This is a genomic window from Pseudomonas triticifolii (assembly GCF_014358015.1).
In the GTDB taxonomy this organism is placed as follows: Bacteria; Pseudomonadota; Gammaproteobacteria; order Pseudomonadales; family Pseudomonadaceae; genus Aquipseudomonas; species Aquipseudomonas triticifolii.
On the sequence record NZ_JACONV010000006.1, the window covers coordinates 104,963 to 129,450 of the forward strand.

Below are 24,488 nucleotides of genomic sequence, written 5' to 3' on the forward strand. Positions count from 1 at the left end.
GGCCTCATCATTGTGTTGACTGGCGCAGCAGCAAGTTGCCGCCACGCTGTGTGAATTCGAGTTGTTTCATTGCACTCATGCCCAGCAGCACCTGATCACCGTCCAGACCGGGCGCCACCAGGGCGCGCACGTTGGTCAGGACGATGTCGCCCAGTTGCAGCCGGTCGAGCGAGGTCCGAAAACCCTGGCTGTTGCCATTGGCTGTACTGACCGTCACCGGCAGGCCGCGTTTAAGGCCCAGGCTGTCGGCCATGTCACCGGGGATGGCGACGTCGGTCGCCCCGGTGTCGATCATGAATTCTACCGTCCGGCCGTTGATCTGGCCGGTACTGACGAAGTGCCCCTGACGATTGCCCACCAGTTGCACTTCGATATAACCATCGCCGTGCTGCGATGAGACCATAGCGTTAGGATTCAGCTGCTTGTCTTCCCACTCACCGAAAAAACGCGTGGCCAGAAAGATACCTGCCGCCCAGGCCATGATCATCAGGATCTTGCCGGCACGCCTGCCGGGAACCGCCTGATTCATTTGACGTCATCCCAGTCGATTGCCTGACCACCGCCCCAGCCGGCCTTGGGCGCAGCGAAACGCCAGACGATCGGGCGCTTTTCGCCATCAGCGCGAGCACCAAAGTTGTTATCGATGCCGATCCAGGCGCCCGTCTCGTCCACCACCAGCGCTTCGGTCAATCCATAAGGCTGATCATAGCGGCGTGACGGCAGCATGGCTTCCCTGGCAAACGACCAGCAGCGCTCGATCTGCCCGGTTTCCAGCTCACGGCGGCAGATGCGGTACACCGAACGCTCCAGGGTGAACAGCTTGCCGTTATACAACGAGATATCAGAAAAATCCGTCGAGACCTTTTGACGCTTTTGTTCTGGCGGCAGCGTGTCTTGTCCGCCTTCGGCCAGCAGCACGCAGCTCTGGCCGCAGGTCCACTGTTCCTTGTCACGCTGTACCACCAGCAGCCCACGCTTCTCGCGCTCGGCCGCCAGCCAGATGCGGTCGCCTTCGGCGTTCACCGCAATGCCTTCGAAAATCGCATTGAAGTGCTGCAGCATGCCGTTGGCCCGCGCTTGCGCCACCAGTTCATGGGGCAAAGCCAGCCAGGCGGGAGCGCCGTCCACCGGGACTTTGAGGACAGTGCCATAGGCTTCGCTGACCAGATAGCGATTGCCCTGTGCGTCACAACTGACGCCTTCGAAATCCATGCTGCCGCCACGCACAACCGATGACAGGTTGGCCAGCGAACGCAGGTTCAGCGGCAGATCACTCTCGGGTGCTGGCACATCAATCACATGGGGCTCGGCCTTCCAGATGCGATCAGACACATCCAGGCTGTACAACAGGTTGTCGTCACGGTCGGAAACCGTCCACAGCCGGCCGTTGCACGTGGCCAGACCCGACAGATTGCCTCCGACCATGCCCTCCACGGGATGCTCGGATTGCAACTTCAGGGCCTCCAGCGGTTGCATCGCAAAAGCCGGGGCCACCACCAGAGAGAGGGCTGCGAGCCAGGCTCGTGTCAAATCATGACCTCGGCCAGATTGCCTTTTGATTCGAGCCAGCTCTTGCGGTCACCGGCGCGCTTTTTGGCCAACAGCATGTCCATCATTTCCGAGGTCGCCGCGTAATCGTCCAGCGTGAGCTGCACAAGACGACGGGTGTTGGGGTCCATGGTGGTTTCACGCAATTGCGGCGGGTTCATCTCGCCCAGACCCTTGAATCGGGTGACCTGCGGCTTGCCGCGCTTCTTCTCGGCCACCAGACGATCGAGAATCCCGTCGCGCTCGCTTTCGTCCAGCGCGTAGTAGATTTCCTTGCCCAGGTCGATGCGGTACAGCGGCGGCATGGCGACGTACACGTGGCCTGCGTCAACCAATGGACGGAAGTGCTGCACGAACAGCGCGCACAGCAGGGTTGCGATGTGCAGACCGTCCGAGTCGGCGTCGGCCAGAATGCAGATCTTGCCGTAGCGCAACTGGCTGATATCGGCAGCACCTGGATCGACACCGATAGCGACGGCGATGTTGTGCACTTCCTGGCTGGCAAGCACTTCGCCGCCGTCCACTTCCCAGGTGTTCAGAATCTTGCCACGCAAGGGAAGAATCGCCTGAAACTCTTTGTCGCGGGCCTGCTTGGCCGAACCGCCTGCCGAATCACCCTCGACCAGGAACAGCTCGGAACGCGCCGGATCCTGTCCGGCGCAATCGGCCAGCTTGCCGGGCAGTGCCGGGCCTTGGGTGATGCGCTTGCGTTCGACCTTCTTGCTGGCCTTCAGGCGGCGACCGGCGTTGTTGATCGCCAGATCCGCCAGTTGCAGGCCCAGCTCGGAGTGGGTGTTGAGCCACAGGCTGAACGCGTCCTTGACCACGCCGGACACAAACGCGGCCGCTTCACGCGATGACAGACGCTCTTTGGTCTGGCCGGAGAACTGCGGTTCCTGCATCTTCATCGACAGCACGAACGCGATGCGCTCCCAGACGTCTTCCGGCGCAAGCTTCACGCCACGCGGCAGCAGGTTGCGGAACTCGCAGAACTCGCGCATCGCATCCAGCAGCCCCTGACGCAGACCGTTGACATGGGTGCCGCCCTGCGCCGTCGGGATCAGGTTGACGTAGCTTTCCTGCACACTGTCGCCGCCTTCCGGCAGCCAGAGCAGCGCCCAGTCGACCGCTTCCTTGTTACCGGCAAAGCTGCCACAGAAAGGTTCGTCCGGCAGACGCAGGAAGTCGGTGACCGAATCCTGCAGGTAGGAGCGCAGGCCATCTTCGTAATGCCACTCGACCTTCTCGCCGCTGGATTTGTCCTCGAAGCTGACCAAAAGGCCCGGGCACAACACAGCCTTGGCCTTGAGCACATGCTTGAGACGGCTGACGGAGAACTTCGGTGTATCGAAATACTTGGGGTCCGGCGCGAAATACACGCTGGTGCCGGTGTTGCGCTTGCCGACCGTACCGATGACGGCCAGCTCGGTGGCCTTGAAGCCATCGGCGAAGGTCATTTCGTATTCGTTGCCATCGCGCTTGACGCGCACCCGAACCTGGGTGGACAGCGCGTTGACCACTGAAATCCCCACGCCGTGCAGGCCGCCGGAAAACTGGTAGTTCTTGTTGGAAAACTTGCCGCCTGCGTGGAGCTTGGTGAGGATCAGCTCGACGCCCGATACGCCCTCTTCCGGGTGAATGTCCACCGGCATGCCGCGACCATCGTCGGACACTTCAAGGGAATTGTCGGCGTGCAGAATGACCTGTACCGAGCGGGCGTGACCGGCCAGAGCTTCGTCGACACTGTTGTCGATGACTTCCTGCGCCAGGTGATTGGGCCGCGAGGTGTCGGTGTACATGCCAGGACGTTTGCGAACCGGATCGAGGCCCGAGAGGACTTCGATGGCGTCTGCGTTATAAGAGCTAGCGCTGGGATTGGCCATGGGTTCTCGTTATCAATCGTTCATGAAATTTCGGGAGTTCAATGTTCTTTTATCTCTGTGACCGCAAGTGGGTCACTTACAGCGCCGACAGATCGATCCCCTGCAAAAGGGTCGGAGCAAAACCGGCAAAGCTCAGCAGCGCTGGCAGTTGCTCGGCAAAACCCTGATAGCTGTGGTCGCCGCCGGGCTGGATGCGCAGTGCGCAGGCGCGGTAAAAAGCTTCGGCGCGGCGGTAATCGAGCGTCTCGTCGCCCGTCTGCAGCCACACCTGAATCTGCTGCGGATCCTGAGGTGCAGGCACTTCCAGCTCCGCCAGCGCTTCAATGTGACCTTGCGTCAGTTGCCACTGCTCGCCGGTGTACAGATTCTGCTGCATGCCCAGGAACCCGTCGAACAACTGATGCGGGTTGACGGCAGGGTTGATCAGCACCGCCTTGAGGCCGTGGCGCTGCGCCAAATGAGTCGCATAGTAGCCCCCGAGCGAGCTGCCGACCAGCAAAGGCCGACCCAGCGTCTCTATGGCTGACTCCAGTTGAACCATGGCCTGACGTGGATGATGATGCAGTTCAGGGACTTGCAGTCGTTCGGCAAGTCCCAATAATTTCATCAGGGCGAGCAACTGACAGGCTTTTTTCGAGCGCGCAGAACTGTTCAGGCCATGGATGTACAGCAATGATGGTATTTCGCTGGTCACGCTGCCGCTCCTGAGTGCGATGCAAAGCCGCGTAGTTTACAGGGACTCACGCTACAACACCTCACTGGAAACGCATGTGTCCAACGTTTCAGTAACCGGTGCCGCCGTAATCGGCCTCGAAAACCATGCCGACCACGCGGGAAACACCAGTCTCCAGCTGCCCGTCATCGTGAAGACGCAACCATCTATAGCCTGGCGCAAGGGTGTCGAGCCTGAAATCTTCGCTGCCCGGTGCGAACTGGATGCAGGTCGAGGGCGAAGCCAGCAGGCGCACGCCTTGGCGTACTTGGTCGAATTCTTGATGCACGTGACCCCAGAGCACCGCTCGCACGTGAGGGAATCGATCCACAACATCGAAAAAAGCATCGGCATTGCGCAACCCGATCGGTGCCATCCATTCACAGCCGATAGGGACAGGATGGTGATGCAGGCAGACCAGATGATGCCTGTCCGGCGCTTCGCTCAGCGACCGCTCCAGCAGCTGCAACTGTGATTCAGCCAGCAAACCGGGCACCGATCCTGGCACTGAAGAGTCCAGTAACGTCACTCGCCACGCGCCTACATCCAGAACCGGATCAAGAAAACCGGCAGCCTGTGCCACATGCTCCATCTGCGGCAATTCATCGTGATTGCCGGCGAACCAGCGCGCTGACGCCTTGATTTGCTCGCTGATACGCTGAAATGCCTCATAAGACGCCACGCTGCCATCCTGGGAAATGTCCCCGCTGGCAATCACAGCATCGACCTGCGGCTGCTCGGCAAGCACCCGCTCGACCACCTTTTCCAGGCTGTCACGGGTATTCATGCCCAGCAATGTGCCATCCGCCTCGGCAAACAGGTGGCTGTCGGATAGCTGGACCAGCAAAACTGACGATGAAGGGGCTGCGCTCGGCAAGGCCGTCTCCCGATGAGGATTCAGCGCGATTATGTGACGGCGAGCGGTACGGGTAAACCCGGAATATGGAGGTGGCAGCGGATATGGGTCACATTTTCATTCAAGATCATTGAGCGGATTGCGTGCGCTGATCCCTGAACTGTCCCGGCGTGATGCCGAACCAGCGAAGGCAGGCCTTGTGAAAGCCACTGGGCTCACAAAAGCCTAATACCACGGAAATGTGCTGCACGCTGCGCGGGGAGTGCAGCAACAGGTTGCGCGCCAACTCTTGACGGCATTCATCGCGCAGCGCTGAAAAGCTCGTTCCGTCTTTATCGAGCATGTTCTGCACGCTCCTTCTGCTCATGCCCAACTGAACGGCCACATCTTCCAAAGACAGGGAAACGCCTCGGGTCATGGACTCGAAGAGCAGCCGGTAAACCTGCGCCGTCTGCGAGTGCTTTAATTGCTCGTGAAGTTGTGCGTCGGCGTACTCGCAATGGATCGCTTCCAGCGCGCGATTGGCCGTGATCAGCTTTAAATTCAAGATCTGCGCCGCAAAGGTCAGGGACAGGTGCGGTGAACCAAAAACAAGATGGCTTCCGAAGCGCTCTTTCAAGCGTACGGTGTTGGCGGGCTCTGGATAGGGAAGTTCTACACGCAGCGGCATGATGTTTTCTTGAGGCACCAGCCAATGCAACAGCCCTAATAATAACGACGCGCAGGCATCTATAAAACCTCGCGGCACGGGCGCATCGAGTATGACCTCCTCGACTCCCGTGATCTTCAACCCAAGTTCATCGCATTCCAGAACGATATCCCCTCCACTCATGAGCAGAGGAAAATACTTCGTTAATCGTTCTAGCGCGGTGCCGAGATCAGGGCTGGTGATGATCGGATAGCCGCAACCGCCTAGAATGCCCACGTGCAAATGAGCATAAGCATCCAGGCCGAGATCAGGGTTGCCCGTCCTCTCTACAGCAACATTTATGATCTGGTACGCGAGTGCCAGACTTAGTCGATCTTTGTGATACAGATCAAGCTCCGCCGGCCCGGCAAGCTCGTTCAGCAGTGCGTCAAAATCGGCACCGGCCTCGCTAATGGCTGTCGCAATCGAACGAAAACCAGACAGCGCAAGGCTATTCATTTTTTATCATCCATTGACGCTCGACTGTACAGACCTGACCAACACGACAGATCATCTAATAACAATGAAGCGATTGATAAATCGCCCGACCTTACAGCGCGCCATTATTACCGATGTTTCCCGGGACATGAAACGGGTTTGACAGGCCACTGTTCAAACAAATAGAGCCGATGGCAGAATGCTCACCGACCGCGTTACTTGATGAGCCACCCGTAGATGCGGTCGTTAAAATCTATAATAAAGCTCTGAACACCCCTGACTAGCGTTGAAACTTACGTCCTCTTTCCCGATGTGAAACCTTCCTTTTCCGTGCAGGCGCGTGCTGCTCACAATGACGCTTTCAAGATTGAAATCTGATGACTTTCTGGGTGCCGGGTGTGGTGAGGTGTCCGCCGGTGTTGATGCCAATATGACCTGGGCACTCAGAACACTGATCATCACCGCCATTGAAGAGGGCCCGCAGTCCGAAGCGGCCGCCAGCTTTCTCCTGGCCTGGTACGACGCCGACACCCACGGCGGCTTCAGCTTTCAGCAGCTTTGGAACATGGACGACACGCTGCTGAGCGCCGTGCGATTGGTTTTTCATTGGCTGGGTGAGCGAGAAGTGAGGCCCGAAGATTTGGGCCTGGAGTTGGCGTTTAAAATCATCGGTCGCCGTCAGACGCCCTGAGCCAAGGCGTGTTCAAAGCACCTAAAACAATGCCCCATTTTGCCAGGGCCGGGCGCTGTGCGCCTCCGGCCTATCCCGGCATGACTCACCTGCCCGTGCGCGTTCGCGTGCGCTGATTGCCAGAAACGTGCTGTCTCTGGCCTGCGCCGTCGATAACCTTGACTGTAAAAAACTCCACGATGGAGTGAGGCCCCTATGAACCTTCGTTCGATGAACATCGCTCGACGCAGTATTTTTTGTTTTGGCGTTATTGTGACGCTGGTTGTCGCGCAGGGACTGTTTGGTTTATTTCAAATGTCCCATGTTCGTAACGAAGCAGAGCTTGTCGAGCGAGACGCTATTCCCGGGATCATCTCGAGTGACACACTGGCGCTCCAACTGGCCAATCTACGCCTGGAGAATGTGCGACTGATCGCGCAGCCCGACAACGTCGACGCGGGCTACTCAAAGATCGAGAGCATGGGCAGGTCCATCGAAACGGAGTTCGCGAAGTACCGTTCCATGATGGGTAATACTGAAGTAGAAAAAGAAGAACATGCGGTCGTGGACAAACTGGCGGCTACCTACACCACCTACCGCGAACAGGTCAGCAAGATCGTCGCCTTGATAAAACAGGGCAAGGTGCAGGAGGCTCGGGAATCGGTCATGCCTGCCATGGCCACCCTGGGGTCAACGATGGACGAATCTGCCGCAAAACTTCAAAAGATCAATTTTGATTACGCCAACTACCACGGAGAAATCGGTCGTTCTCTTTACGGCAAGTCTCAGCAAATCACCTGGATCGCGATTTTCGTTGCCATTTCGCTGACCGTTTTTCTGTCCTGGCGCATGACGCTCAGCCTGACCCTCCCCTTGAAAGCGGCCATCCTCTCGGCACAGACAATCGCCGCGGGCAACCTGACCCAAAGCCTCGACGTATCGGGCACCGATGAAGCCGCTCAGCTGTTGCAATCCATGGGTTCCATGCAGAAAACCTTACGCGATACGCTGGAGCATATCGGCCGCTCAGCAGAGCAACTCGCCTCGTCCACGGAAGAAATGAGCGCCGTAATGAGTGAAAGCGCGCAGGGTCTGCAACAGCAGAATAATGAAATCGAAATGGCCGCAACGGCGGTGACCGAGATGAGCCAGGCGGTCGAGGAAGTCGCCTCCAATGCCGTCACGACGTCGACGCAATCCAAGGCGGCCTTTATGACCGCGCGCCAGGGCCAGGCTCAACTGACCGATACCCTGACCGCTATCGGTGCACTGACCGACAACGTGATGGATGCATCCGAACAGGCCCGCAATCTCGCCGCGCAGACCCAGAACATCAGCAAGGTGCTGGACGTCATCCGTGCAGTGGCTGAACAGACCAACCTGCTGGCGTTGAACGCTGCCATCGAAGCAGCCAGGGCCGGTGAGGCCGGGCGCGGTTTTGCAGTCGTTGCGGATGAAGTCCGTTCACTGGCTCATCGTACCGGTGACTCTACACGCGAAATCGAGACGATGATCGGCAGCATCCAGTTGGGCACCAACCAGACAGTGGACGCCTTGCTGACCAGCGCCGAACAGGCCCGACAGACCCAGACTCAGGCCACGTCCGCCAATGAAGCACTGCGCACGATTGCGCAGGCGGTCGGTGACATAGACGAGCGAAACATGGTGATCGCCAGCGCTGCGGAAGAACAGGCTCAGGTGGCGAGAGAAGTCGATCACAACCTGGTGCGCATCCGCGACCTGTCGATCCAGACCTCTGCCGGGGCAGAACAGACACACTCCGCCAGTCAGGAACTGTCACGTCTGGCTGGAGACCTCAGCGCTCTGGTGCGTCGTTTCAAGGTGTAAGGCAGGTCGCGGTACAGGACTTCTGATGAAGATCAGGAGTCCGTCGCCAACCTGGACCGCCTGATGCCACTTCACCGCACACGCCGAAGCCTCGCCTTCCGAACAGTCAAAAAAACCAACGCCCCCGCTACCATCCCGGCCAGCCCTGCATATGACAGATAACCCAGCGCTTGCTCGTAAGGCATCTCAGGCCACCAGTGCCCCATGATGAAGAATGCGAGCAGGGTGCAGAGGGTCATGGTTGAGAGGGATGTCAATGAAATGCTCGCTGATACTTGTCGAAATGACGACGCACCGGTTATCAGCCCCACAACTGCTGCCAATCCGTAATACTCCAGACTCAGGCCTTTATCCAAAGCAAACGAAAGGCATGCCATGATGAGCGTACAGAAAATAATGGCAGTAAAGCACGCCAATACTATTCGAATCACCATCATCGCCATCTCACCGGGCAGTTGGAAAGCAGCGATTCAGAAGCCCCACCCGCATTGAAAATTTCCTCGACATAAGAGACGCAGTTATTGGGAATACCCAGCCAGTGCCAGGGTCTTGCGCTCAAGGCCTCGAGCTTTCGCTGGGCTGCCTCGGAGTTTTTAACCATAACCCTTCGCCGAAATATCTCTATCTTTGATGACTCAGCAAGATAGCGCTTATAGCCAGCTTCGTCCATGTAGTAGGGCCGAGCTACCAGCCCAGCGATATGGAAATAAAACTTTCCAACTCTTAGCAATGCATGCCCGCAGATATTGGGTCCGTCCCCACTGACCACTACCAAACCTGCGTCATACCACTCAAAGGGTACGGCTCGACAGAAATTTAAATGAACGCCTAAATAGCTCATTCCCATTCCCTCAACCAATGACCAGAGAATGTACTTCAAAGAAAATCCTGCATTCAAGTTAGCAATCCGAATAGTAGAAAATTCAGAAACAACCTACAGGCACCTGTAAAAAACCTGACAGAATAAACCTACTGACCTTCCAAAACATACTAAAACGCAATCAACATAACTTTACATACCTGAGCATCCAAAGCAGCCTCACCCAACACAAAAAAAATCAAGCCTTGCACAAACACCCCCATGACGCCCTTGACTATGCCCTTACCGGGAGTAACTGCTTCAAGCCTGAACACATCGAGTAGTTTAAAATCCACTTAACACATCCAGACCCTTCAAGGGCGTTAATCCGAAAATCCGATCGTCACAAATACTTCGCAATACTCATCATCGATAAGCGCTCTGGCTTGAGCAAAAGACGGGCCGAATTCAGAGGCAAGTTTAGCGTTCCAGCTTCCTGCCAATGCATTCGCGACAACCGTCGCTTCAGGCACTGAAAGATTCTCAAAAAGTCCCGTCACCTCAAGCAGGTTCATCCAGCACTGATTCCTGGCTGGAGAATTATCCGATTCCAACAGCGAGTGGTAATAAGCGTCATCAAAGTTCTCCTTAACAAAAACCCAATTATCCACACGTATGAATTCGGGCCAGTACAGCTTTGCCATCCAGAGCGCAAAATCAGCAGGCAGGCGCTGGGTATGGTGAATCGCATGGATGTAATCGAAACCCGAGACAGGACGATGAGCGTTATCGGCTCGAAACGACGCAAAATCAAAAACTTCACGCTCAGCCATTTGATTCACGCAGCACCGAAAACGGACTCAGCAATTCGGGAACGTCACTCCATATGATCCACTCATGACTGTCAAAGGCCTCCAGCGCGATGAAACAGCTTTGCGGCGGCTCATCCACTTCAATGGGCTTCACGATCTTTTCGACAGCATCCACGGCGACGATAAAGCAGTCGAAGACCTGCTGAATATCATTTGCAAAGAGACATAGCTCTTTCCAGCTGAATATCCACCCTGTGTCCAGAGCTTGTATACGGTCCTCAAAGTCAGCCATGTGCAACCCGGCCGGCGCGATGCCCGCTCCGTAGAATTCAAGCACAGCCCGCACCCAGTCGTTTTCCGGGACAAGGGAGGTGACATCCTTGAGATTGGCTATGTAGCCTGAACGTGAAGAAGCAGGTAATTTTAGTGAAACCATCACTGCCTTAAACTTCTACGTTGTGTGGAGTTAACGTTCAAGCCTTGCACAACGTCACCCAAACCTCGTCAAGCTCGTCATCGACTAACAGTTTAGCCTCAAAACCTGAGCCAGGAAATTTCATATTGAGTTTCAACTCCCAGCAACTGCGCACAACACTTCCTACCTTAATAGCTTCCTCATAGCTTATATCGCCAAATAAATTCGTGACTTCGACCCTATTCAACCAATATGAAATCTCGGGCACATCCGCTGTGTGCGCTACAGCGTCGTCATATCGAGCCTGTGTGTAGTTCTCACTAACAAAATACCCGCCATCAAGAAAAAATATTGTCGGATCATACAAGGAAGCAAAAATACACATAAAATCGTCATGAAGCTGCCGACTTTCCTTTACACGATAAAGGTATTTGAATTTTGACACCCTCCCCCTGTTAAGAGACAAGTAGTCGGCATAACCGATATCTGTATTTAATTCACTCATCACTCGGGCATCTCATCTGGCTTCGGACAGCGAGCATAGAAGCGACGTAGGCTTTACAGGCTCGTCAGGCCTCGGCGAATAGTTGCCTCTGGTGTCGTAAACACCCATGACAGCGAACTCCTTGTATCAATGATCGCATCCATGCGCTGAGGCAGTGCCGTTCAGTTGGCCGTGAGGCTTTGAACGAACGGAAGCAGATGAAAAACAGCCGGCGAGTTTATGGGCTGGCGCGAGGGCGTCCAGCGTCAAAAAGTATCGGCAGATTTCGGTTCGGCGTGCTGAAACGCATTCAGCGCGATGCCGCCTGGGGATAGCGGCAGTCGTCAGTAGAGAGGGTTAAAACGTATCAAAAGATGAATCAGCGGACCGCTTCAAACTCATGCCCACACGCCAGGCAGTGGCTCAGCCATTCACCCAAAAACAGGTTGAGCTGGGCTTTTTCGTCCGGCTGGTGCATGTCGGCGTTGGGGTACGGATAGATTCCCCGGAAGCGGCGAGCGTGTTCGGCGCCGATGACTTCGGCCATTCTCGCGTCGTGGTAGACCTGCACTTCCAGCTTGGGCACCGGCAGCCAGGGCAGGCTGTGTTCCTGTCGCACTTGCAGGGTGGTGGTGTACGGGCAGTCGAGCAAAACTTCGACAGCCAGTACGCCCAGCATTTGATCACCCTGAGTCACCGCCACACGGCGTGAGCGCTGTTCGTTGCGCATGTCCGGCAGCAGACGCATCAAGCGCGCGTAGTTGGCCTCGCAGGCAGCCTGCAGCCCGGCGAGATCAACACGGTAGCGCTCGCGCAGTAGATTCACGACCATAACCCCCTTATTTCAGCGCGGTTCAACGCCAGCCATTGCAAGGCGATGATGGTTGCCGCGTTCATGATTCTTCCATCCGCTACGGCCTGCATCGCATCGTCGAACGACCAGACTGTCACGCGGATGTCTTCGCCTTCGGATTCAAGCCCGTGCAGACCGCCTACCCCTTGGCTGTCGCACTGCCCCATGAACAGGTGAACGAACTCGTCACTGCCGCCCGGCGAAGGAAAATACCGGGTAATTGGCCATAACGCACCGAACACAAGCCCAGCTTCCTCTTCTGCCTCACGATGAGCAACTTCTTCCGGCTGCTCATCCTTGTCGATCAGTCCGGCCACCAGTTCGATCAACCAGGGGTTGCCGGTCTTCTCGACCGCGCCCACACGAAACTGCTCGATCAGCACCACTTCATCACGCTTGGCGTCATAAGGCAGGACGCAGACGGCGTCGTGGCGAACGAACAGCTCGCGGCTGATTTCCTGACTGGTGCCGCCATCGAACAACTCGTGGCGCAGGTACAATTTGTCCAGCTTGTAAAAACCTTTGAAGCAGTTTTCCCGCCTGGTGATCTCAAAAGCCGTCGGTACCGATCGGGTGGTCTGGGTCATGGGTTTCTCGCTTGCGGCTATCTTTAACTTGCGGCCATCCTAACGCGCATTGACCACCCGATGCAGCCCCCTTAAATAAGCAGGGTAGACGGCTGCCCTGTAAAACAATTCTAATCCGCCCAGTGGCGAACCGAACCGGGCGTTTGCAGTCCAACCAGCCTGGATACGCACAACACGACCGCCTTTACTGACTCTGCCAAGGATCAACATGTCGTTACTGAGGATCACTTCACTGGCTTGCCTGGCCCTGTTGCTGGGCGCCTGCCAAAGCCTCTTCACGCCCAACATGCGCGCACCATTGCCGGTCCAGCGTGATGCTTCCGAGCTTATAAAGCCGGGCTGCACCAGCGCTGATTGCCCGCTGGTGAACATCGACACCGTGCATTTCCCTGATGAGCCGAAGCTGGACGCCATCGTTCAGAAGACGCTGTTGCAACTGACCGTTGCCGACAGCAGCGCGCCGCCACCGGCGTCGATCAAGGCCTATCAGGAGCAGTTCCTGAGCCGCGCCCAGGGCCGCAACAGCAGTTATCTGCAAGCCAAGGTACGCGAGCAGCATGACGGTATCGTGGTCGTCGAGCTGTCCAGCTATCTGGACAATGGCGGCGCTCACGGCAATCCCGGTCGGGCGTTCATCAACTATTCGCGCCAGCAGCAGAAGGTGCTGACGCTGGCCGACATGGTGATTCCAGGCAAGGAGCAGGAGTTCTGGCAGAAAGCCGAGCTGGCTCATCAGGGCTGGCTGGTGTCGAGCAAGATGATTGAAGACGCCACGTTCGTGCAGACCTGGCCGTTCAAGCGCACGCCGCATATTGCCCTGACTTACGGCGCTGTGATCCTCAAGTATCCGGTGGAAACCATCGCGCCCTACTCCATGGGCCACATCGAGCTGAAGATTCCGTACCCTCAGCTCAATGGCATCCTCAAGCCGGAACTGTTCCCCGGCCGCGGCTGATCGCACCGCCGATCAGCAGTTGCAGCACGCCAGCGACGATGAGCGCTGGCAGTGTTGCCCCCACATCCGGGTACAGATTGGCCAGCAGGTGGTAGGTGCTGATACCGCCCAGCCAGGCCAGCAGATTCATCCAGCGCAAGCCGTTCGCCGCCACCTGACGGCCGCGACGCCTCAGGATGAAGTGGTCCACCAGCACCACGCCGAACAGCGGCGCGAACACCGAACCGATCAACAACAGAAAATTCTGGTACTGCGCCAACGGCGCGAGGCAGGCGATCAGCGTGCAGACGATGCCGATGGTCAACGCCAGGTGCTCGACCTTGATCCGCGTCAGAAGCGCCGTCGACACTGCGGCCGAGTGAATGTCAGCGAAGGCATTTTCCGACTCGTCCAGCAGAATCAATAGCAACGGAATCCCCAGACCTGCACCGGCCAGCGCCAGCAGCAGCGCATTGGTCTCGCCGCTCGGCGCAAACGCCAGGGTATAGGCGACGCCAAGACCCATCAGCCAGAAGTTGCCGATGAAGAATCCTAAGGCCGTACCGCCAAACACGTTGCGTGCGCGCTGGCCGAACCGGGAGTAATCGGCAATCAACGGCAGCCAGGACAGCGGCATGGCGATGGCGATGTCGAACCCCACGGCAAACGGCATCGACCCGTCACCGGTACGCGCCCAGAGTGCGGCCAGGTCGGCTTTGGTCAGCAGGTTCCAGGTCAGCCACAGGCAGGCGGCGAGTAACAGCCAGATACCCCAGCGACGCAGAATCTGACGCACGAAGGTCAACGGCCCGCCGACCGCCAGCAGCGTGGCCAGCGCGCCGAAGAACAACGTCCAGAGCAAGGGATTGGCCCACAGGCTGCCTTCTGCAAAGGCTCGAGCGCCCAGCAGGCTGGCGGCATCGCGCATCACAATGATTTCGAACGAGCCCCAGCCGATCAGTTGCAGCAGGTTCAACACCGCGGGTAAGGACGCACCCTTGCTGCCAAGGCTGAGCTTGAGGGTTGCCATGGACGACAGGCCGGTGTCAGTACCGATCACCGCCACGCTGGCCAGCAGCATGACACCGACCAGCGTGCCGAGAACGATCGCCAGCAACGCGCCGGACATGCCCAACCCCGGAGCCAGCAAGGCTCCGGTCTGCAGCACCATCAGGCCGATGCCTAACGAGAACCACAGGGAAAACAGATCGCGCCCGCCGAACACCCGCTGGTTGGCAGCGATGGGCGTGTCGGGGGAATAGGTGCCGGGTGTGTTCACGGTGCTGTCTCGGTAAGAAATGAGTGATGTATCGTCTTGTGGTCCGCACGCGGAGCGTCCTGAGCGGCATCCCCACGCGGGAGCGTGGGAGGCCTCACCACGTCTTCGACGTAACGCTGTCGCGCAGCAAACTCAGTGGGAGCGGACCGGGCGGCGTTCCGCTTGTCCGCGAAAAGGCCATTACATCCGATGAATATTCATCGACTGAACTACAGCATTCGCGGACAAGTCCGCTCCCACAAAATCGCGTTTACTCAATGGGTTACAGGTTGTTTGATAAAAGCGATCTGTGTCAGTGCGCGAGCGCGCGCACTGACAACCGGCGTGTCAGACCTTTTTATAGAGCTGACTGCCTTCCTGTTTGAAGCGCTCGGCCTGCTCCGCCAGCCCCTGAGCGACGTCCACGTCCACCGCCTCGATCCGCTGATTGGCCGCGTATTCGCGCACTTCCTGAGTGATTTTCATCGAACAGAATTTCGGGCCACACATGGAGCAGAAGTGCGCGACCTTGGCCGAGTCCTTGGGCAGGGTTTCGTCGTGGTAGGAGCGCGCGGTATCGGGGTCAAGACCCAGGTTGAACTGGTCTTCCCAACGGAATTCGAAGCGTGCCTTGCTCAAGGCGTTGTCGCGGATCTGGGCGCCCGGATGCCCTTTGGCCAGGTCCGCCGCGTGGGCGGCGATCTTGTAGGTGATGATCCCGGTTTTCACGTCATCCTTGTTCGGCAGGCCCAGATGCTCTTTTGGCGTGACGTAGCAAAGCATGGCGCAACCGAACCAGCCGATCATGGCCGCACCAATGCCCGAGGTGATGTGGTCGTAGCCCGGCGCGATGTCTGTGGTCAGCGGGCCGAGGGTGTAGAACGGGGCCTCGTCGCAGCATTCCAGCTGCTTGTCCATGTTCTCCTTGATCAACTGCATCGGCACGTGACCCGGGCCCTCGATCATGGTCTGCACATCATGCTTCCAGGCGATCTTGGTCAGTTCGCCGAGGGTTTCCAGCTCGCCGAACTGCGCCGCATCGTTGGCATCGGCAATCGAGCCCGGACGCAGACCATCGCCCAGCGAGAAGCTGACGTCGTAGGCCTTCATGATTTCGCAGATGTCTTCGAAATGGGTGTAGAGGAAGTTTTCCTTGTGATGCGCCAGGCACCACTTGGCCATGATCGAACCGCCACGGCTGACGATACCGGTCACGCGCTTGGCCGTCAGTGGTACGTAGCGCAACAGCACGCCGGCATGGATGGTGAAGTAATCGACGCCCTGTTCGGCCTGTTCGATCAGCGTGTCGCGGAACAGCTCCCAGGTCAGGTCTTCGGCCGCACCGCCGACCTTTTCCAGCGCTTGATAGATCGGCACAGTGCCGATGGGCACCGGCGAGTTGCGGATGATCCATTCACGGGTTTCATGGATGTGCTTGCCGGTGGACAGGTCCATGACCGTGTCCGAACCCCAGCGAATGCCCCACGTCAGCTTGGCGACTTCTTCTTCGATGGAAGAACCCAGTGCGCTGTTGCCGATATTGCCGTTTATCTTCACCAGGAAGTTGCGGCCGATGATCATCGGCTCAAGCTCGACGTGGTTGATGTTGGCCGGAATGATCGCGCGGCCACGGGCGATTTCTTCACGCACGAACTCGGCGGTGATTTCCTTCGGGATGCTGGCACCGAAGCTGTGCCCGGCGTGTTGCTGAGTCAGCAGGCCAGCGGCACGGGCCTCCTGAAGCTTCATGTTTTCGCGGATGGCAACGTATTCCATCTCGGCGGTGATGATGCCCTGACGCGCATAGTGCATCTGACTGACGTTGGCGCCCGCCTTGGCCCGGCGCGGGTTGCGCACGTGCGCAAAGCGCAGCGCGGTCAGCTCGGCGTCACTCAGACGCTGCTGGCCGAAGTGGGAACTCAGACCCGGCAGGCGCTCAGTGTCGTTGCGCGAGTCGATCCAGGGCGAGCGCACGTCGGCCAGGCCTTTGCGCACGTCGATGATCACGTTGGGGTCGGTGTAGGGGCCAGAGGTGTCGTAGACCGTGACCGGGGCGTTGATTTCACCGCCGAAGTCAGTCGGCGTGATATCCAGGGTGACTTCGCGCATCGGCACGCGGATGTCGGGACGTGAGCCCTGAACGTAGATCTTCTGTGAACGGGTGAACGGCTGTACCGATCCGGAATCGACCTGCGCCGACTCGCTCAAATGGGGTGCGTTTTTTGGTTTTATGCTCATCACGGTCTCTCCAGACATCCACTGTGGATTTATTGTCGGAGTAACCTGATCGGGACGGACGGGTGCACTGAAGCAGTGCTGAGTATCGAGAAGGGTGTACTGTTCATTTTTTGAACAATCGACCCCGGACGACACTCAAGAGGACTCGCCGGGAGACGAGAAATCTTGTTCCCTACGCAGGCGCTAACCTGATCAGGTTCAACGGGATCCGGTTTAACCGATCTCAGCCTCACAGCAAGGCACCCCGACAAGAACGGCGTCAGTCTATGCCGCGTCGAGGCTGTAACGCCAGCGCAATTGCGCGGCCATCGATAAATGGCTGAAATGTCCGATTGTTGCGTAAAGCGTCTGGCTCTACACTCGCTATCCCGGTTTTTTCGTCAGACCGTGACTATTTTCTTCATGAACAGGGAATGCCTCATGTTGCGCAAGCTTTCGTTGCTCGTGGTTGTTTCGTGTGCGTCCAGCGGACCGACCTGGGCAGCCGATGTGCCACTGCCGACCAAGACCGGCCTGGTTAACGTCTACGAGCAGGCGGTGGACAACAACGCCGATCTGGCTGCAGCACGCGCCGATTACGCTGCGCGCAAAGAGGCCGTGCCGCAGGCGCGGGCCGGTCTGCTGCCCAATATTTCCGGCAGCGCACAAGCCAATAACACCCGCACCAGCATCGACCAGCCGCGCGCGACCGCGACCCGCAGCGGCACGGTGTATCAGGCAACCCTGAGCCAGCCGATCTTTCGTGCCGACCGCTGGTTCCAGCTTCAGGCGGCTGAAGCGGTCAACGAACAGGCCGCGCTTGAGCTGTCGGCCACCGAGCAAAACCTGATTCTGCAATCGGCGCAAAGCTATTTCAGCGTGCTGCGTGCACAGGACAATCTGGCCGCGACCAAGGCCGAGGAATCGGCGTTCAGACGGCAGCTGGATCAGGCCAACGAACGCTTCGATGTCGGCCTTTCCGACAAGACCGATGTACTGCAGGCACAGGCCAGCTACGACACCTCGCGTGCCAGCCGCATCCTGGCCCAGCGGCAGGTGGACGATGCGTTTCAGGCGCTGGTGACCCTGACCAATCGCGAATACAACTCCATCGAAGGCATCGTCCACACGCTGCCGGTGCTGGCTCCGACGCCCAACGATGCCAAGGCCTGGGTCGATACCGCCGCGCAGCAGAACCTCAACCTGCTGGCCAGCAACTATGCCGTCAACGCCGCCGAGGAAACCCTGCGCCAGCGCAAGTCCGGGCATGCACCGACACTCGATGCGGTCGCAACCTATCAGCGTGGCGACAACGACGCGCTGGGTTTCAACAACCCCAATTACACCGGGCAGAATTACAGCGGCGACGTCGAGCAACGCACCATCGGCGTTCAGTTGAACATCCCGATCTACAGCGGCGGCCTGACCAGCTCGCAAGTGCGCGAAGCCTACTCACGGTTGAGTCAGAGCGAGCAGCGTCGTGAAGCCCTGCGCCGTCAGGTGGTGGAAAACACCCGTAACCTGCACCGCGCCGTGAATACCGACGTGGAGCAGGTTCAGGCACGCAAGCAGTCGATCATCTCCAACCAGAGCGCGCTGGAGGCCACGGAAATCGGCTATCAGGTGGGGACACGCAACATCGTTGACGTGCTGGATGCCCAGCGTCAGCTATACGCATCGGTGCGTGATTACAACAACACGCGTTACGACTACATCCTCGACAACCTGCGCTTGAAGCAAGCCGCCGGAACGCTGAATCCTGGCGATCTGCAGGACCTGTCGCGTTATCTGAAATCCGACTACAACCCGGACAAGGACTTCCTCCCGCCGGACCTCGCAGCCGCAGCGCGCAAGAACTTCGAAAGACAGCCACAGCGCTGAGTGCGCGCCAGGACCGGACGCGCAGCATCCTGTGAGGCGCTCCCACGCAGAGCACTCATCGTGATACACGTCTGAACTGACGGAATGCAAAACCTGTGGGAGCGAGCTTGCTCGCGAAGGGGTACGTCCGCCCAATCGAGAGGTTGTGCTTGAAACACAGCCTTCGCGAGCAAGCTCGCTCCCACTGGAACTTCGTTGTTCAGCCGGTTGCCTGTCGAGTGATCAGTTTGATCGCTGCCAGAAAACACCATGATCTTACGGACGAAATACACAACCTGTGGGAGCGAGCTTGCTCGCGAAGGCTGTGTTTCAAACACAACCTATCGATTGGACGGACGTGCCCCTTCGCGAGCAAGCTCGCTTGTATGGTTAGACTTGAAGGGGTGGTGGGACGAACAGTTCGCATCTGACTGCTGTAACAGTACAGACCGTGGGAGACCTCGCCCCACCCCTTCCACCAAAAGCGCCGATAAAGAATGCTTCGTTCAAGCGACGATAGAAACAAGCCTGCGCCTCTGGGTGAAACCCCTCCAAGCCGTAAAACCTTAACGTGGAGAACTGTCCATGGCAATGCGCGTTTCGAAGTCAATCGTGGGCGTGGATGTCGCCAAAGTTGAACTCGTTATTTATGAGCCAGATCAGGATCTGCTCACCTCGATAACCAACGACAAGCCCACCATAAAACGCTGGCTTAAAACGTTGCCGAGGCCTGCCGCGGTTGCAGTTGAAGCAACAAATGTTTATCACATCGACCTGATCGAGCTGGCTCACGAGGCGGGTCTCGACGTTTACATCATTGATGGCTACCAGCTGAGTAATTACCGTAAAAGTGTTGGCGTGCGCAGTAAAACGGACGCCTCCGATGCTCGTCTTCTTGCCCGCTATCTAAAGAACGAAGGCGAAGATTTACACCCCTGGACGCCACCTCCCGCCGTCTACGGCAAGCTGCAAAGTCTTCTGCGGCGCAGGGCTTCGCTGGTTCAGGCCAAAACCAGCCTGACCCAGAGCTGGGCAAATGACGCCAGTTTGAAAGCTGTGTTTGCCACTTTTCTCAAGTCCGTTGAACGCCTGGACCTGCTGGTCCAGAAAAAACTTAAAGATGTTTTGCGCGAAGCCGGTCTGCTCGAAGAAGTCGCTCGCTGCCAAGCCATTGAAGGTATCGGTTTTCTGACTGCAACTGCTTTGGTCATGGCGTACAACCGAGGCGACTTTAAAAGCAGCGATTCTTTCATCGCTTTTTTGGGCATGGATCTGAGGGTGAGTGACTCGGGCCAAAAAAATGGTCGTAGATCCTTAACCAAGCGAGGGTGCTCGGAAGTTCGTCGATTACTGCACAACGCAGCCATGTCGGCCTGCCGATCAAGTACCTGGAAAGGGTTCTACAACGAACACCTGAGCAGCGGAAAAGCGACTACCCAGGTGCTTGTCATGCTAAGCCGTAAGCTCGCTCGGATCGCGTTCTCCCTGATGAAAAATCAGAGCGAGTACCAACCGAAAGGGCTGATTATGGCTTGATGACCACCATAGAATCTCCCACAGGTTGTGTATTTCGTCCGTAAGATCATGGTATTTTCTGGCAGCGATCAAACTGATCACTCGACAGGCAACCGGCTGAACAACGAAGTTCCAGTGGGAGCGAGCTTGCTCGCGAAGGCTGTGTTTCAAACACAACCTATCGATTGGACGGACGTGCCCCTTCGCGAGCAAGCTCGCTTGTATGGTTAGACTTGAAGGGGTGGTGGGACGAACAGTTCGCATCTGACTGCTGTAACAGTACAGACCGTGGGAGACCTCGCCCCACCCCTTCCACCAAAAGCGCCGATAAAGAATGCTTCGTTCAAGCGACGATAGAAACAAGCCTGCGCCTCTGGGTGAAACCCCTCCAAGCCGTAAAACCTTAACGTGGAGAACTGTCCATGGCAATGCGCGTTTCGAAGTCAATCGTGGGCGTGGATGTCGCCAAAGTTGAACTCGTTATTTATGAGCCAGATCAGGATCTGCTCACCTCGATAACCAACGACAAGCCCACCATAAAACGCTGGCTTAAAACGTTGCCGAGGCCTGCCGCGGTTGCAGTTGAAGCAACAAATGTTTATCACATCGACCTGATCGAGCTGGCTCACGAGGCGGGTCTCGACGTTTACATCATTGATGGCTACCAGCTGAGTAATTACCGTAAAAGTGTTGGCGTGCGCAGTAAAACGGACGCCTCCGATGCTCGTCTTCTTGCCCGCTATCTAAAGAACGAAGGCGAAGATTTACACCCCTGGACGCCACCTCCCGCCGTCTACGGCAAGCTGCAAAGTCTTCTGCGGCGCAGGGCTTCGCTGGTTCAGGCCAAAACCAGCCTGACCCAGAGCTGGGCAAATGACGCCAGTTTGAAAGCTGTGTTTGCCACTTTTCTCAAGTCCGTTGAACGCCTGGACCTGCTGGTCCAGAAAAAACTTAAAGATGTTTTGCGCGAAGCCGGTCTGCTCGAAGAAGTCGCTCGCTGCCAAGCCATTGAAGGTATCGGTTTTCTGACTGCAACTGCTTTGGTCATGGCGTACAACCGAGGCGACTTTAAAAGCAGCGATTCTTTCATCGCTTTTTTGGGCATGGATCTGAGGGTGAGTGACTCGGGCCAAAAAAATGGTCGTAGATCCTTAACCAAGCGAGGGTGCTCGGAAGTTCGTCGATTACTGCACAACGCAGCCATGTCGGCCTGCCGATCAAGTACCTGGAAAGGGTTCTACAACGAACACCTGAGCAGCGGAAAAGCGACTACCCAGGTGCTTGTCATGCTAAGCCGTAAGCTCGCTCGGATCGCGTTCTCCCTGATGAAAAATCAGAGCGAGTACCAACCGAAAGGGCTGATTATGGCTTGATGACCACCATAGAATCTCCCACTGGGTATACATCAGCACCTCGCGAAGCGGCCTGTTTATCCGCTAGCATGACGCTCTGTTTCCCTGCCTCTGCGACACGCCATGCCTTCCCCACGCACGTCTGCCGTTAAACGCATCACTCTGGCCAACGGCCTGAGCGTGGTGCTGTGTAATGAACCACGGCTCAAGCGCTGCGCCGCTTCGTTGCGGGTCGCGGCGGGCAGTCATGATGTGCCGCGGGCATGGCCGGGGCTGGCGCATTTTCTGGAGCATCTGTTCTTTCTGGGCACCGAGCGTTTCACCGACGAGCAGAACCTGATGACCTACGTGCAGTGCCACGGCGGTCAGGTCAACGCCAGCACGCGAGAACGCACCACTGACTTTTTCTTCGAGCTGCCGCCCGCCGCTTTTGCCGATGGTCTGGAACGCCTGTGCGACATGCTCGCTCAACCGCGCATGGCCATGGCGGACCAATTGCGTGAACGCGAGGTGCTGCATGCCGAGTTCATCGCCTGGCGCGGGGATGCCGAGACCCGCCAACAACGCCACCTGCTGGCCTCGATCAACCCACACCATCCGTTACGCGGGTTTCACGCGGGCAATCGCTACAGCCTGTCGGTGCCCAACCCTGCGTTTCAACAGGCATTGAGGGACTTCTACCAACGGTTTTATCAAGCCGGGCAAATGACGCTTTGCCTGAGCGGCCCGCAGTCACTGGCTGAACTGGAAAGCCTGGCGACCCGTTACGGCGTGTTGTTCGCAGCGGGCAAGCGCGTCGAACAGTTGCCTGCACCTTCGCTGACTGAGCACGCCACTCCAGTGCTGGAAACCGATGCGCAGCGCCTGCATCTGCTGTTCGCCTGCGACGGCTTGCCGGAAAAGGCTGACGAAGCCGTGGCGTTTCTGTGCCATTGGATGAACGCCGCCAAACCGGGCGGGCTGGTGGCCACGTTGAGTGAACGAGGCCTGACTGACGCGTTGAAAGCCACGCAGCTGTACCTGTTTGGCGGGCAATTGTTGCTGGAGGTGACCTTTGAAAAAGGCTTCGCGAGCAAGCTTTCGCCCGCAAAAGCGGCGGGACTGTCACTCCATTGGCTCGCTTTTTTCAAATCGAAATGGTCGTCTCTGGTAGAGGAATACCGGCGTATTCAGCACCGTCAGTTGCAGGTCTGCGGTGCCTTGGCGCTGGCGCATCATTATTGCCGCGATCTTCCGACAACGCTCAGTGAGCAAGGCGGCGAGGCGTTGCGAGTGTTGCTGGATCAACTCGGCCCTGAAACGCTGATCAATGTGCAGGGTGTGGATAACCCGGCAGGCGAGCCTGGCGACTGGCACCTGCCTGCGCCCAACCCGTTTTTACTGACCGATTCAGAATCTAGGCCGGCCGCCGTCGAGGCCGCTGTGTACCTGCGCTGGACGTTGCAGCACCCACAACCCAGGCTCTGGCAGGTACTCAACGACAGCCTGAAAGACCTCATTGAGGAGGCCCGACAAGCCGGGGTTGCGCTGGCGTTCAGTGAATATGGGACGTACTGGCAGCTCAGGCTGAACGGCCTGCACGAGCCATTCGCTGCCATTATCAAACACTGCCTGCATTGCTTGCGGCATCCGGCACCGGAAGCGCTGGCCCGTTACGCAGAGCCTGCAAACGAACCGGCGTTGATCCCGATTCGTCAGTTGCTCAAACGCTTGCCTGATTATTTTTTAGCCAGCGGGTCGAGCCAGGAAACCGATGACCTGCACAGCGTCTGGGCCGGTGCAAGCTGGACACGCTTCGCCACAGGGTTGCCCACCGACGCCCGGAACCGTGTCGAAGCGGCGCTGCAAGGCATGCCCGGCAAACCGCAGGCACAGCCAGCGATGTCAACAACCCGTAACCCGGGCAAGCATTGGCAGACAGAAGCCTCGTCTTCCTCAGAAAGCGCCGTGCTGTTGTTTTGCCCCGCACCCAGCGCATCGGCCCGGGATGAGGCCGCCTGGCGCCTGCTCGCGCATCGAATTCAAGCGCCTTTCTACCAACGGCTGCGGGTCGAATTGCAGTTGGGTTACGCGGTGTTCAGCGGCATCCGGCAGATCGACGGGACGACAGGGCTGCTGTTTGGCGTGCAATCGCCGTCGTGCAGCGTCGATCAACTGGTCGCGCACATCGAGGCTTTTCTGGAAGGGCTGCCTGAGCTGATACGCAACGCCGATCTGGCCGAACAGCGCCAGGCCTTGATCACGCAGCAGGACGTTTCCACGCTGCCTTACGAGCAAGCCGCAGAAACGCGCTGGCAGGCGCACCTTGCTGGCCACACCGAGGGGCACGGGCTTGATCTGCACGGTGCGCTGTCAAATCTGGATACACACTCTTTAAACACGGCCGCCCGCGCCCTGTGCGATGCCAGCGCGGGCTGGCTGATCCTGGCCAATCGCCCGCCAGCCGCGGCTTTCAAGGATCGTTACCTGAACGGTAACGGTCTTTCATAAAGATTTGAGCGCTGCCAAATTGTTAAATTGAGTAACATAGCTCCCTAAGCATCTGAACGTATGCCGTTGCTGGCGCACTAAGATGTAGTCACCAACCGCTGCACTATCTGAAGGAGTATTTTTATGTCGTGGACTAAACCTGCTTACACTGATCTGCGTATCGGCTTCGAAGTCACCATGTACTTCGCCAGCCGTTGATTTCAGTGCGCTGCAAAGCCTCGGTTCGCCGGGGCTTTTTTTATTGTCAGACTGCTTTTGTTTTTTGTTTC

General features: G+C 57.6%; 23 protein-coding genes, 1 pseudogene and 1 riboswitch. Of the genes and pseudogenes, 8 read left to right on the plus strand and 16 right to left on the minus strand.

The window, feature by feature from the left end; genetic code table 11:
- Positions 1 to 7: 7 nt before the first annotated feature.
- From H8S56_RS11655 to H8S56_RS11680, 6 genes are all read right to left on the minus strand, one after another.
- On the minus strand, positions 8 to 529 hold the full coding sequence (locus tag H8S56_RS11655) for a retropepsin-like aspartic protease family protein (protein ID WP_187518717.1): 522 nt from the start codon (positions 527 to 529) through the stop codon (positions 8 to 10).
- Positions 526 to 1,530: an esterase-like activity of phytase family protein gene (locus tag H8S56_RS11660; protein WP_187518718.1), complete on the minus strand. Its 1,005-nt coding sequence runs from the start codon at positions 1,528 to 1,530 to the stop codon at positions 526 to 528. Before H8S56_RS11660 ends, H8S56_RS11655 begins: the two co-directional genes overlap by 4 nt.
- Entirely contained in the window at positions 1,527 to 3,431 is a 1,905-nt protein-coding gene (gene parE / locus H8S56_RS11665) for a DNA topoisomerase IV subunit B (protein WP_024687543.1), read from the minus strand. The genes H8S56_RS11660 and parE overlap by 4 nt, the downstream gene beginning before the upstream one ends.
- Positions 3,432 to 3,507: 76 nt before the next feature.
- Positions 3,508 to 4,125 (minus strand): YqiA/YcfP family alpha/beta fold hydrolase, encoded by a 618-nt coding sequence (locus H8S56_RS11670; protein WP_024696360.1) that lies wholly within the window; start codon positions 4,123 to 4,125, stop codon positions 3,508 to 3,510.
- A gap of 88 nt (positions 4,126 to 4,213) precedes the next feature.
- A complete protein-coding gene (gene cpdA / locus H8S56_RS11675) occupies positions 4,214 to 5,020 on the minus strand; it encodes a 3',5'-cyclic-AMP phosphodiesterase (protein WP_187518719.1) in 807 nt (268 codons plus the stop codon).
- 106 nt (positions 5,021 to 5,126) lie between these two features.
- Positions 5,127 to 6,146 (minus strand): AraC family transcriptional regulator, encoded by a 1,020-nt coding sequence (locus tag H8S56_RS11680; RefSeq protein ID WP_024687546.1) that lies wholly within the window; start codon positions 6,144 to 6,146, stop codon positions 5,127 to 5,129.
- 346 nt (positions 6,147 to 6,492) lie between these two features.
- Here H8S56_RS11680 and H8S56_RS11685 point away from each other — a divergent pair, with 346 nt between their 5' ends.
- Entirely contained in the window at positions 6,493 to 6,816 is a 324-nt protein-coding gene (locus H8S56_RS11685) for a DUF7673 family protein (RefSeq protein ID WP_024687547.1), read from the plus strand.
- Between the two features lie 195 nt (positions 6,817 to 7,011).
- The gene (locus tag H8S56_RS11690; protein WP_187518720.1) at positions 7,012 to 8,643 is read left to right on the plus strand and encodes a methyl-accepting chemotaxis protein; all 1,632 of its coding nucleotides are present in this window, start codon (positions 7,012 to 7,014) and stop codon (positions 8,641 to 8,643) included.
- Positions 8,644 to 8,714: 71 nt separating this feature from the next.
- Here the strand turns inward: H8S56_RS11690 and H8S56_RS11695 are convergent, their stop codons facing one another.
- From H8S56_RS11695 to H8S56_RS11730, 8 genes are all read right to left on the minus strand, one after another.
- Positions 8,715 to 9,080: a hypothetical protein gene (locus H8S56_RS11695; protein WP_187518721.1), complete on the minus strand. Its 366-nt coding sequence runs from the start codon at positions 9,078 to 9,080 to the stop codon at positions 8,715 to 8,717.
- Entirely contained in the window at positions 9,077 to 9,523 is a 447-nt protein-coding gene (locus H8S56_RS11700) for a hypothetical protein (RefSeq protein ID WP_187518722.1), read from the minus strand. Before H8S56_RS11700 ends, H8S56_RS11695 begins: the two co-directional genes overlap by 4 nt.
- Before the next feature lie 110 nt (positions 9,524 to 9,633).
- Entirely contained in the window at positions 9,634 to 9,798 is a 165-nt protein-coding gene (locus H8S56_RS11705) for a hypothetical protein (protein ID WP_187518723.1), read from the minus strand.
- 27 nt (positions 9,799 to 9,825) lie between these two features.
- Positions 9,826 to 10,275: a hypothetical protein gene (locus H8S56_RS11710; protein WP_187518724.1), complete on the minus strand. Its 450-nt coding sequence runs from the start codon at positions 10,273 to 10,275 to the stop codon at positions 9,826 to 9,828.
- On the minus strand, positions 10,268 to 10,693 hold the full coding sequence (locus H8S56_RS11715; RefSeq protein WP_187518725.1) for a hypothetical protein: 426 nt from the start codon (positions 10,691 to 10,693) through the stop codon (positions 10,268 to 10,270). The genes H8S56_RS11710 and H8S56_RS11715 overlap by 8 nt, the downstream gene beginning before the upstream one ends.
- A 34-nt stretch (positions 10,694 to 10,727) precedes the next feature.
- A complete protein-coding gene (locus H8S56_RS11720) occupies positions 10,728 to 11,174 on the minus strand; it encodes a hypothetical protein (protein WP_187518726.1) in 447 nt (148 codons plus the stop codon).
- A 358-nt stretch (positions 11,175 to 11,532) separates the two neighbouring features.
- Positions 11,533 to 11,985 carry a DUF1249 domain-containing protein gene (locus tag H8S56_RS11725; RefSeq protein WP_024652407.1) on the minus strand — a complete coding sequence of 151 codons (453 nt, stop codon included), beginning with the start codon at positions 11,983 to 11,985 and terminating at the stop codon, positions 11,533 to 11,535.
- The gene (locus tag H8S56_RS11730; RefSeq protein ID WP_024685965.1) at positions 11,976 to 12,593 is read right to left on the minus strand and encodes an NUDIX domain-containing protein; all 618 of its coding nucleotides are present in this window, start codon (positions 12,591 to 12,593) and stop codon (positions 11,976 to 11,978) included. Before H8S56_RS11730 ends, H8S56_RS11725 begins: the two co-directional genes overlap by 10 nt.
- 208 nt (positions 12,594 to 12,801) lie before the next feature.
- Here H8S56_RS11730 and H8S56_RS11735 point away from each other — a divergent pair, with 208 nt between their 5' ends.
- The gene (locus H8S56_RS11735; RefSeq protein ID WP_187518727.1) at positions 12,802 to 13,548 is read left to right on the plus strand and encodes an RsiV family protein; all 747 of its coding nucleotides are present in this window, start codon (positions 12,802 to 12,804) and stop codon (positions 13,546 to 13,548) included.
- On the opposite strand, the gene cytX is transcribed toward H8S56_RS11735, so the two are convergent.
- Together cytX and thiC are read right to left on the minus strand one after the other, a co-directional pair.
- Entirely contained in the window at positions 13,517 to 14,806 is a 1,290-nt protein-coding gene (cytX, locus tag H8S56_RS11740; protein WP_187518728.1) for a putative hydroxymethylpyrimidine transporter CytX, read from the minus strand. The genes H8S56_RS11735 and cytX overlap by 32 nt on opposite strands.
- A 327-nt stretch (positions 14,807 to 15,133) precedes the next feature.
- A complete protein-coding gene (gene thiC, locus H8S56_RS11745; protein WP_024687550.1) occupies positions 15,134 to 17,023 on the minus strand; it encodes a phosphomethylpyrimidine synthase ThiC in 1,890 nt (629 codons plus the stop codon).
- 152 nt (positions 17,024 to 17,175) lie between these two features.
- A riboswitch (TPP riboswitch) is annotated at positions 17,176 to 17,280 on the minus strand.
- Positions 17,281 to 17,443: 163 nt separating this feature from the next.
- On the opposite strand from thiC, the gene H8S56_RS11750 reads away from it, so the two are divergent.
- From H8S56_RS11750 to pqqA, 5 genes and pseudogenes are all read left to right on the plus strand, one after another.
- Positions 17,444 to 18,883 (plus strand): TolC family outer membrane protein, encoded by a 1,440-nt coding sequence (locus tag H8S56_RS11750; protein ID WP_187518729.1) that lies wholly within the window; start codon positions 17,444 to 17,446, stop codon positions 18,881 to 18,883.
- A 564-nt stretch (positions 18,884 to 19,447) separates the two neighbouring features.
- Positions 19,448 to 20,398, plus strand: a complete 951-nt coding sequence (locus tag H8S56_RS11755; protein ID WP_187518730.1) for an IS110 family transposase — start codon at positions 19,448 to 19,450, stop codon at positions 20,396 to 20,398.
- Positions 20,399 to 20,799: 401 nt separating this feature from the next.
- A complete protein-coding gene (locus H8S56_RS11760; protein ID WP_187518730.1) occupies positions 20,800 to 21,750 on the plus strand; it encodes an IS110 family transposase in 951 nt (316 codons plus the stop codon).
- A gap of 102 nt (positions 21,751 to 21,852) precedes the next feature.
- A pseudogene (gene pqqF, locus H8S56_RS11765) lies at positions 21,853 to 24,206 on the plus strand (pyrroloquinoline quinone biosynthesis protein PqqF).
- A 136-nt stretch (positions 24,207 to 24,342) separates the two neighbouring features.
- On the plus strand, positions 24,343 to 24,417 hold the full coding sequence (pqqA, locus tag H8S56_RS11770) for a pyrroloquinoline quinone precursor peptide PqqA (protein WP_003422658.1): 75 nt from the start codon (positions 24,343 to 24,345) through the stop codon (positions 24,415 to 24,417).
- Positions 24,418 to 24,488: the final 71 nt, after the last annotated feature.

Coding starts and splice junctions, on each gene's coding strand:
- H8S56_RS11735 (WP_187518727.1), top strand. CDS start 12,802: ATGTCGTTACTGAGGATCACTTCACTGGCTTGCCTGGCCCTGTTGCTG.
- H8S56_RS11750 (WP_187518729.1), top strand. CDS start 17,444: ATGTTGCGCAAGCTTTCGTTGCTCGTGGTTGTTTCGTGTGCGTCCAGC.
- H8S56_RS11760 (WP_187518730.1), top strand. CDS start 20,800: ATGGCAATGCGCGTTTCGAAGTCAATCGTGGGCGTGGATGTCGCCAAA.
- H8S56_RS11655 (WP_187518717.1), bottom strand. CDS start 529: ATGAATCAGGCGGTTCCCGGCAGGCGTGCCGGCAAGATCCTGATGATC.
- H8S56_RS11755 (WP_187518730.1), top strand. CDS start 19,448: ATGGCAATGCGCGTTTCGAAGTCAATCGTGGGCGTGGATGTCGCCAAA.
- thiC (WP_024687550.1), bottom strand. CDS start 17,023: ATGAGCATAAAACCAAAAAACGCACCCCATTTGAGCGAGTCGGCGCAG.
- H8S56_RS11680 (WP_024687546.1), bottom strand. CDS start 6,146: ATGAATAGCCTTGCGCTGTCTGGTTTTCGTTCGATTGCGACAGCCATT.
- H8S56_RS11720 (WP_187518726.1), bottom strand. CDS start 11,174: ATGAGTGAATTAAATACAGATATCGGTTATGCCGACTACTTGTCTCTT.
- H8S56_RS11730 (WP_024685965.1), bottom strand. CDS start 12,593: ATGACCCAGACCACCCGATCGGTACCGACGGCTTTTGAGATCACCAGG.
- H8S56_RS11710 (WP_187518724.1), bottom strand. CDS start 10,275: ATGGCTGAGCGTGAAGTTTTTGATTTTGCGTCGTTTCGAGCCGATAAC.
- H8S56_RS11725 (WP_024652407.1), bottom strand. CDS start 11,985: ATGGTCGTGAATCTACTGCGCGAGCGCTACCGTGTTGATCTCGCCGGG.
- H8S56_RS11690 (WP_187518720.1), top strand. CDS start 7,012: ATGAACCTTCGTTCGATGAACATCGCTCGACGCAGTATTTTTTGTTTT.
- parE (WP_024687543.1), bottom strand. CDS start 3,431: ATGGCCAATCCCAGCGCTAGCTCTTATAACGCAGACGCCATCGAAGTC.
- H8S56_RS11695 (WP_187518721.1), bottom strand. CDS start 9,080: ATGATGGTGATTCGAATAGTATTGGCGTGCTTTACTGCCATTATTTTC.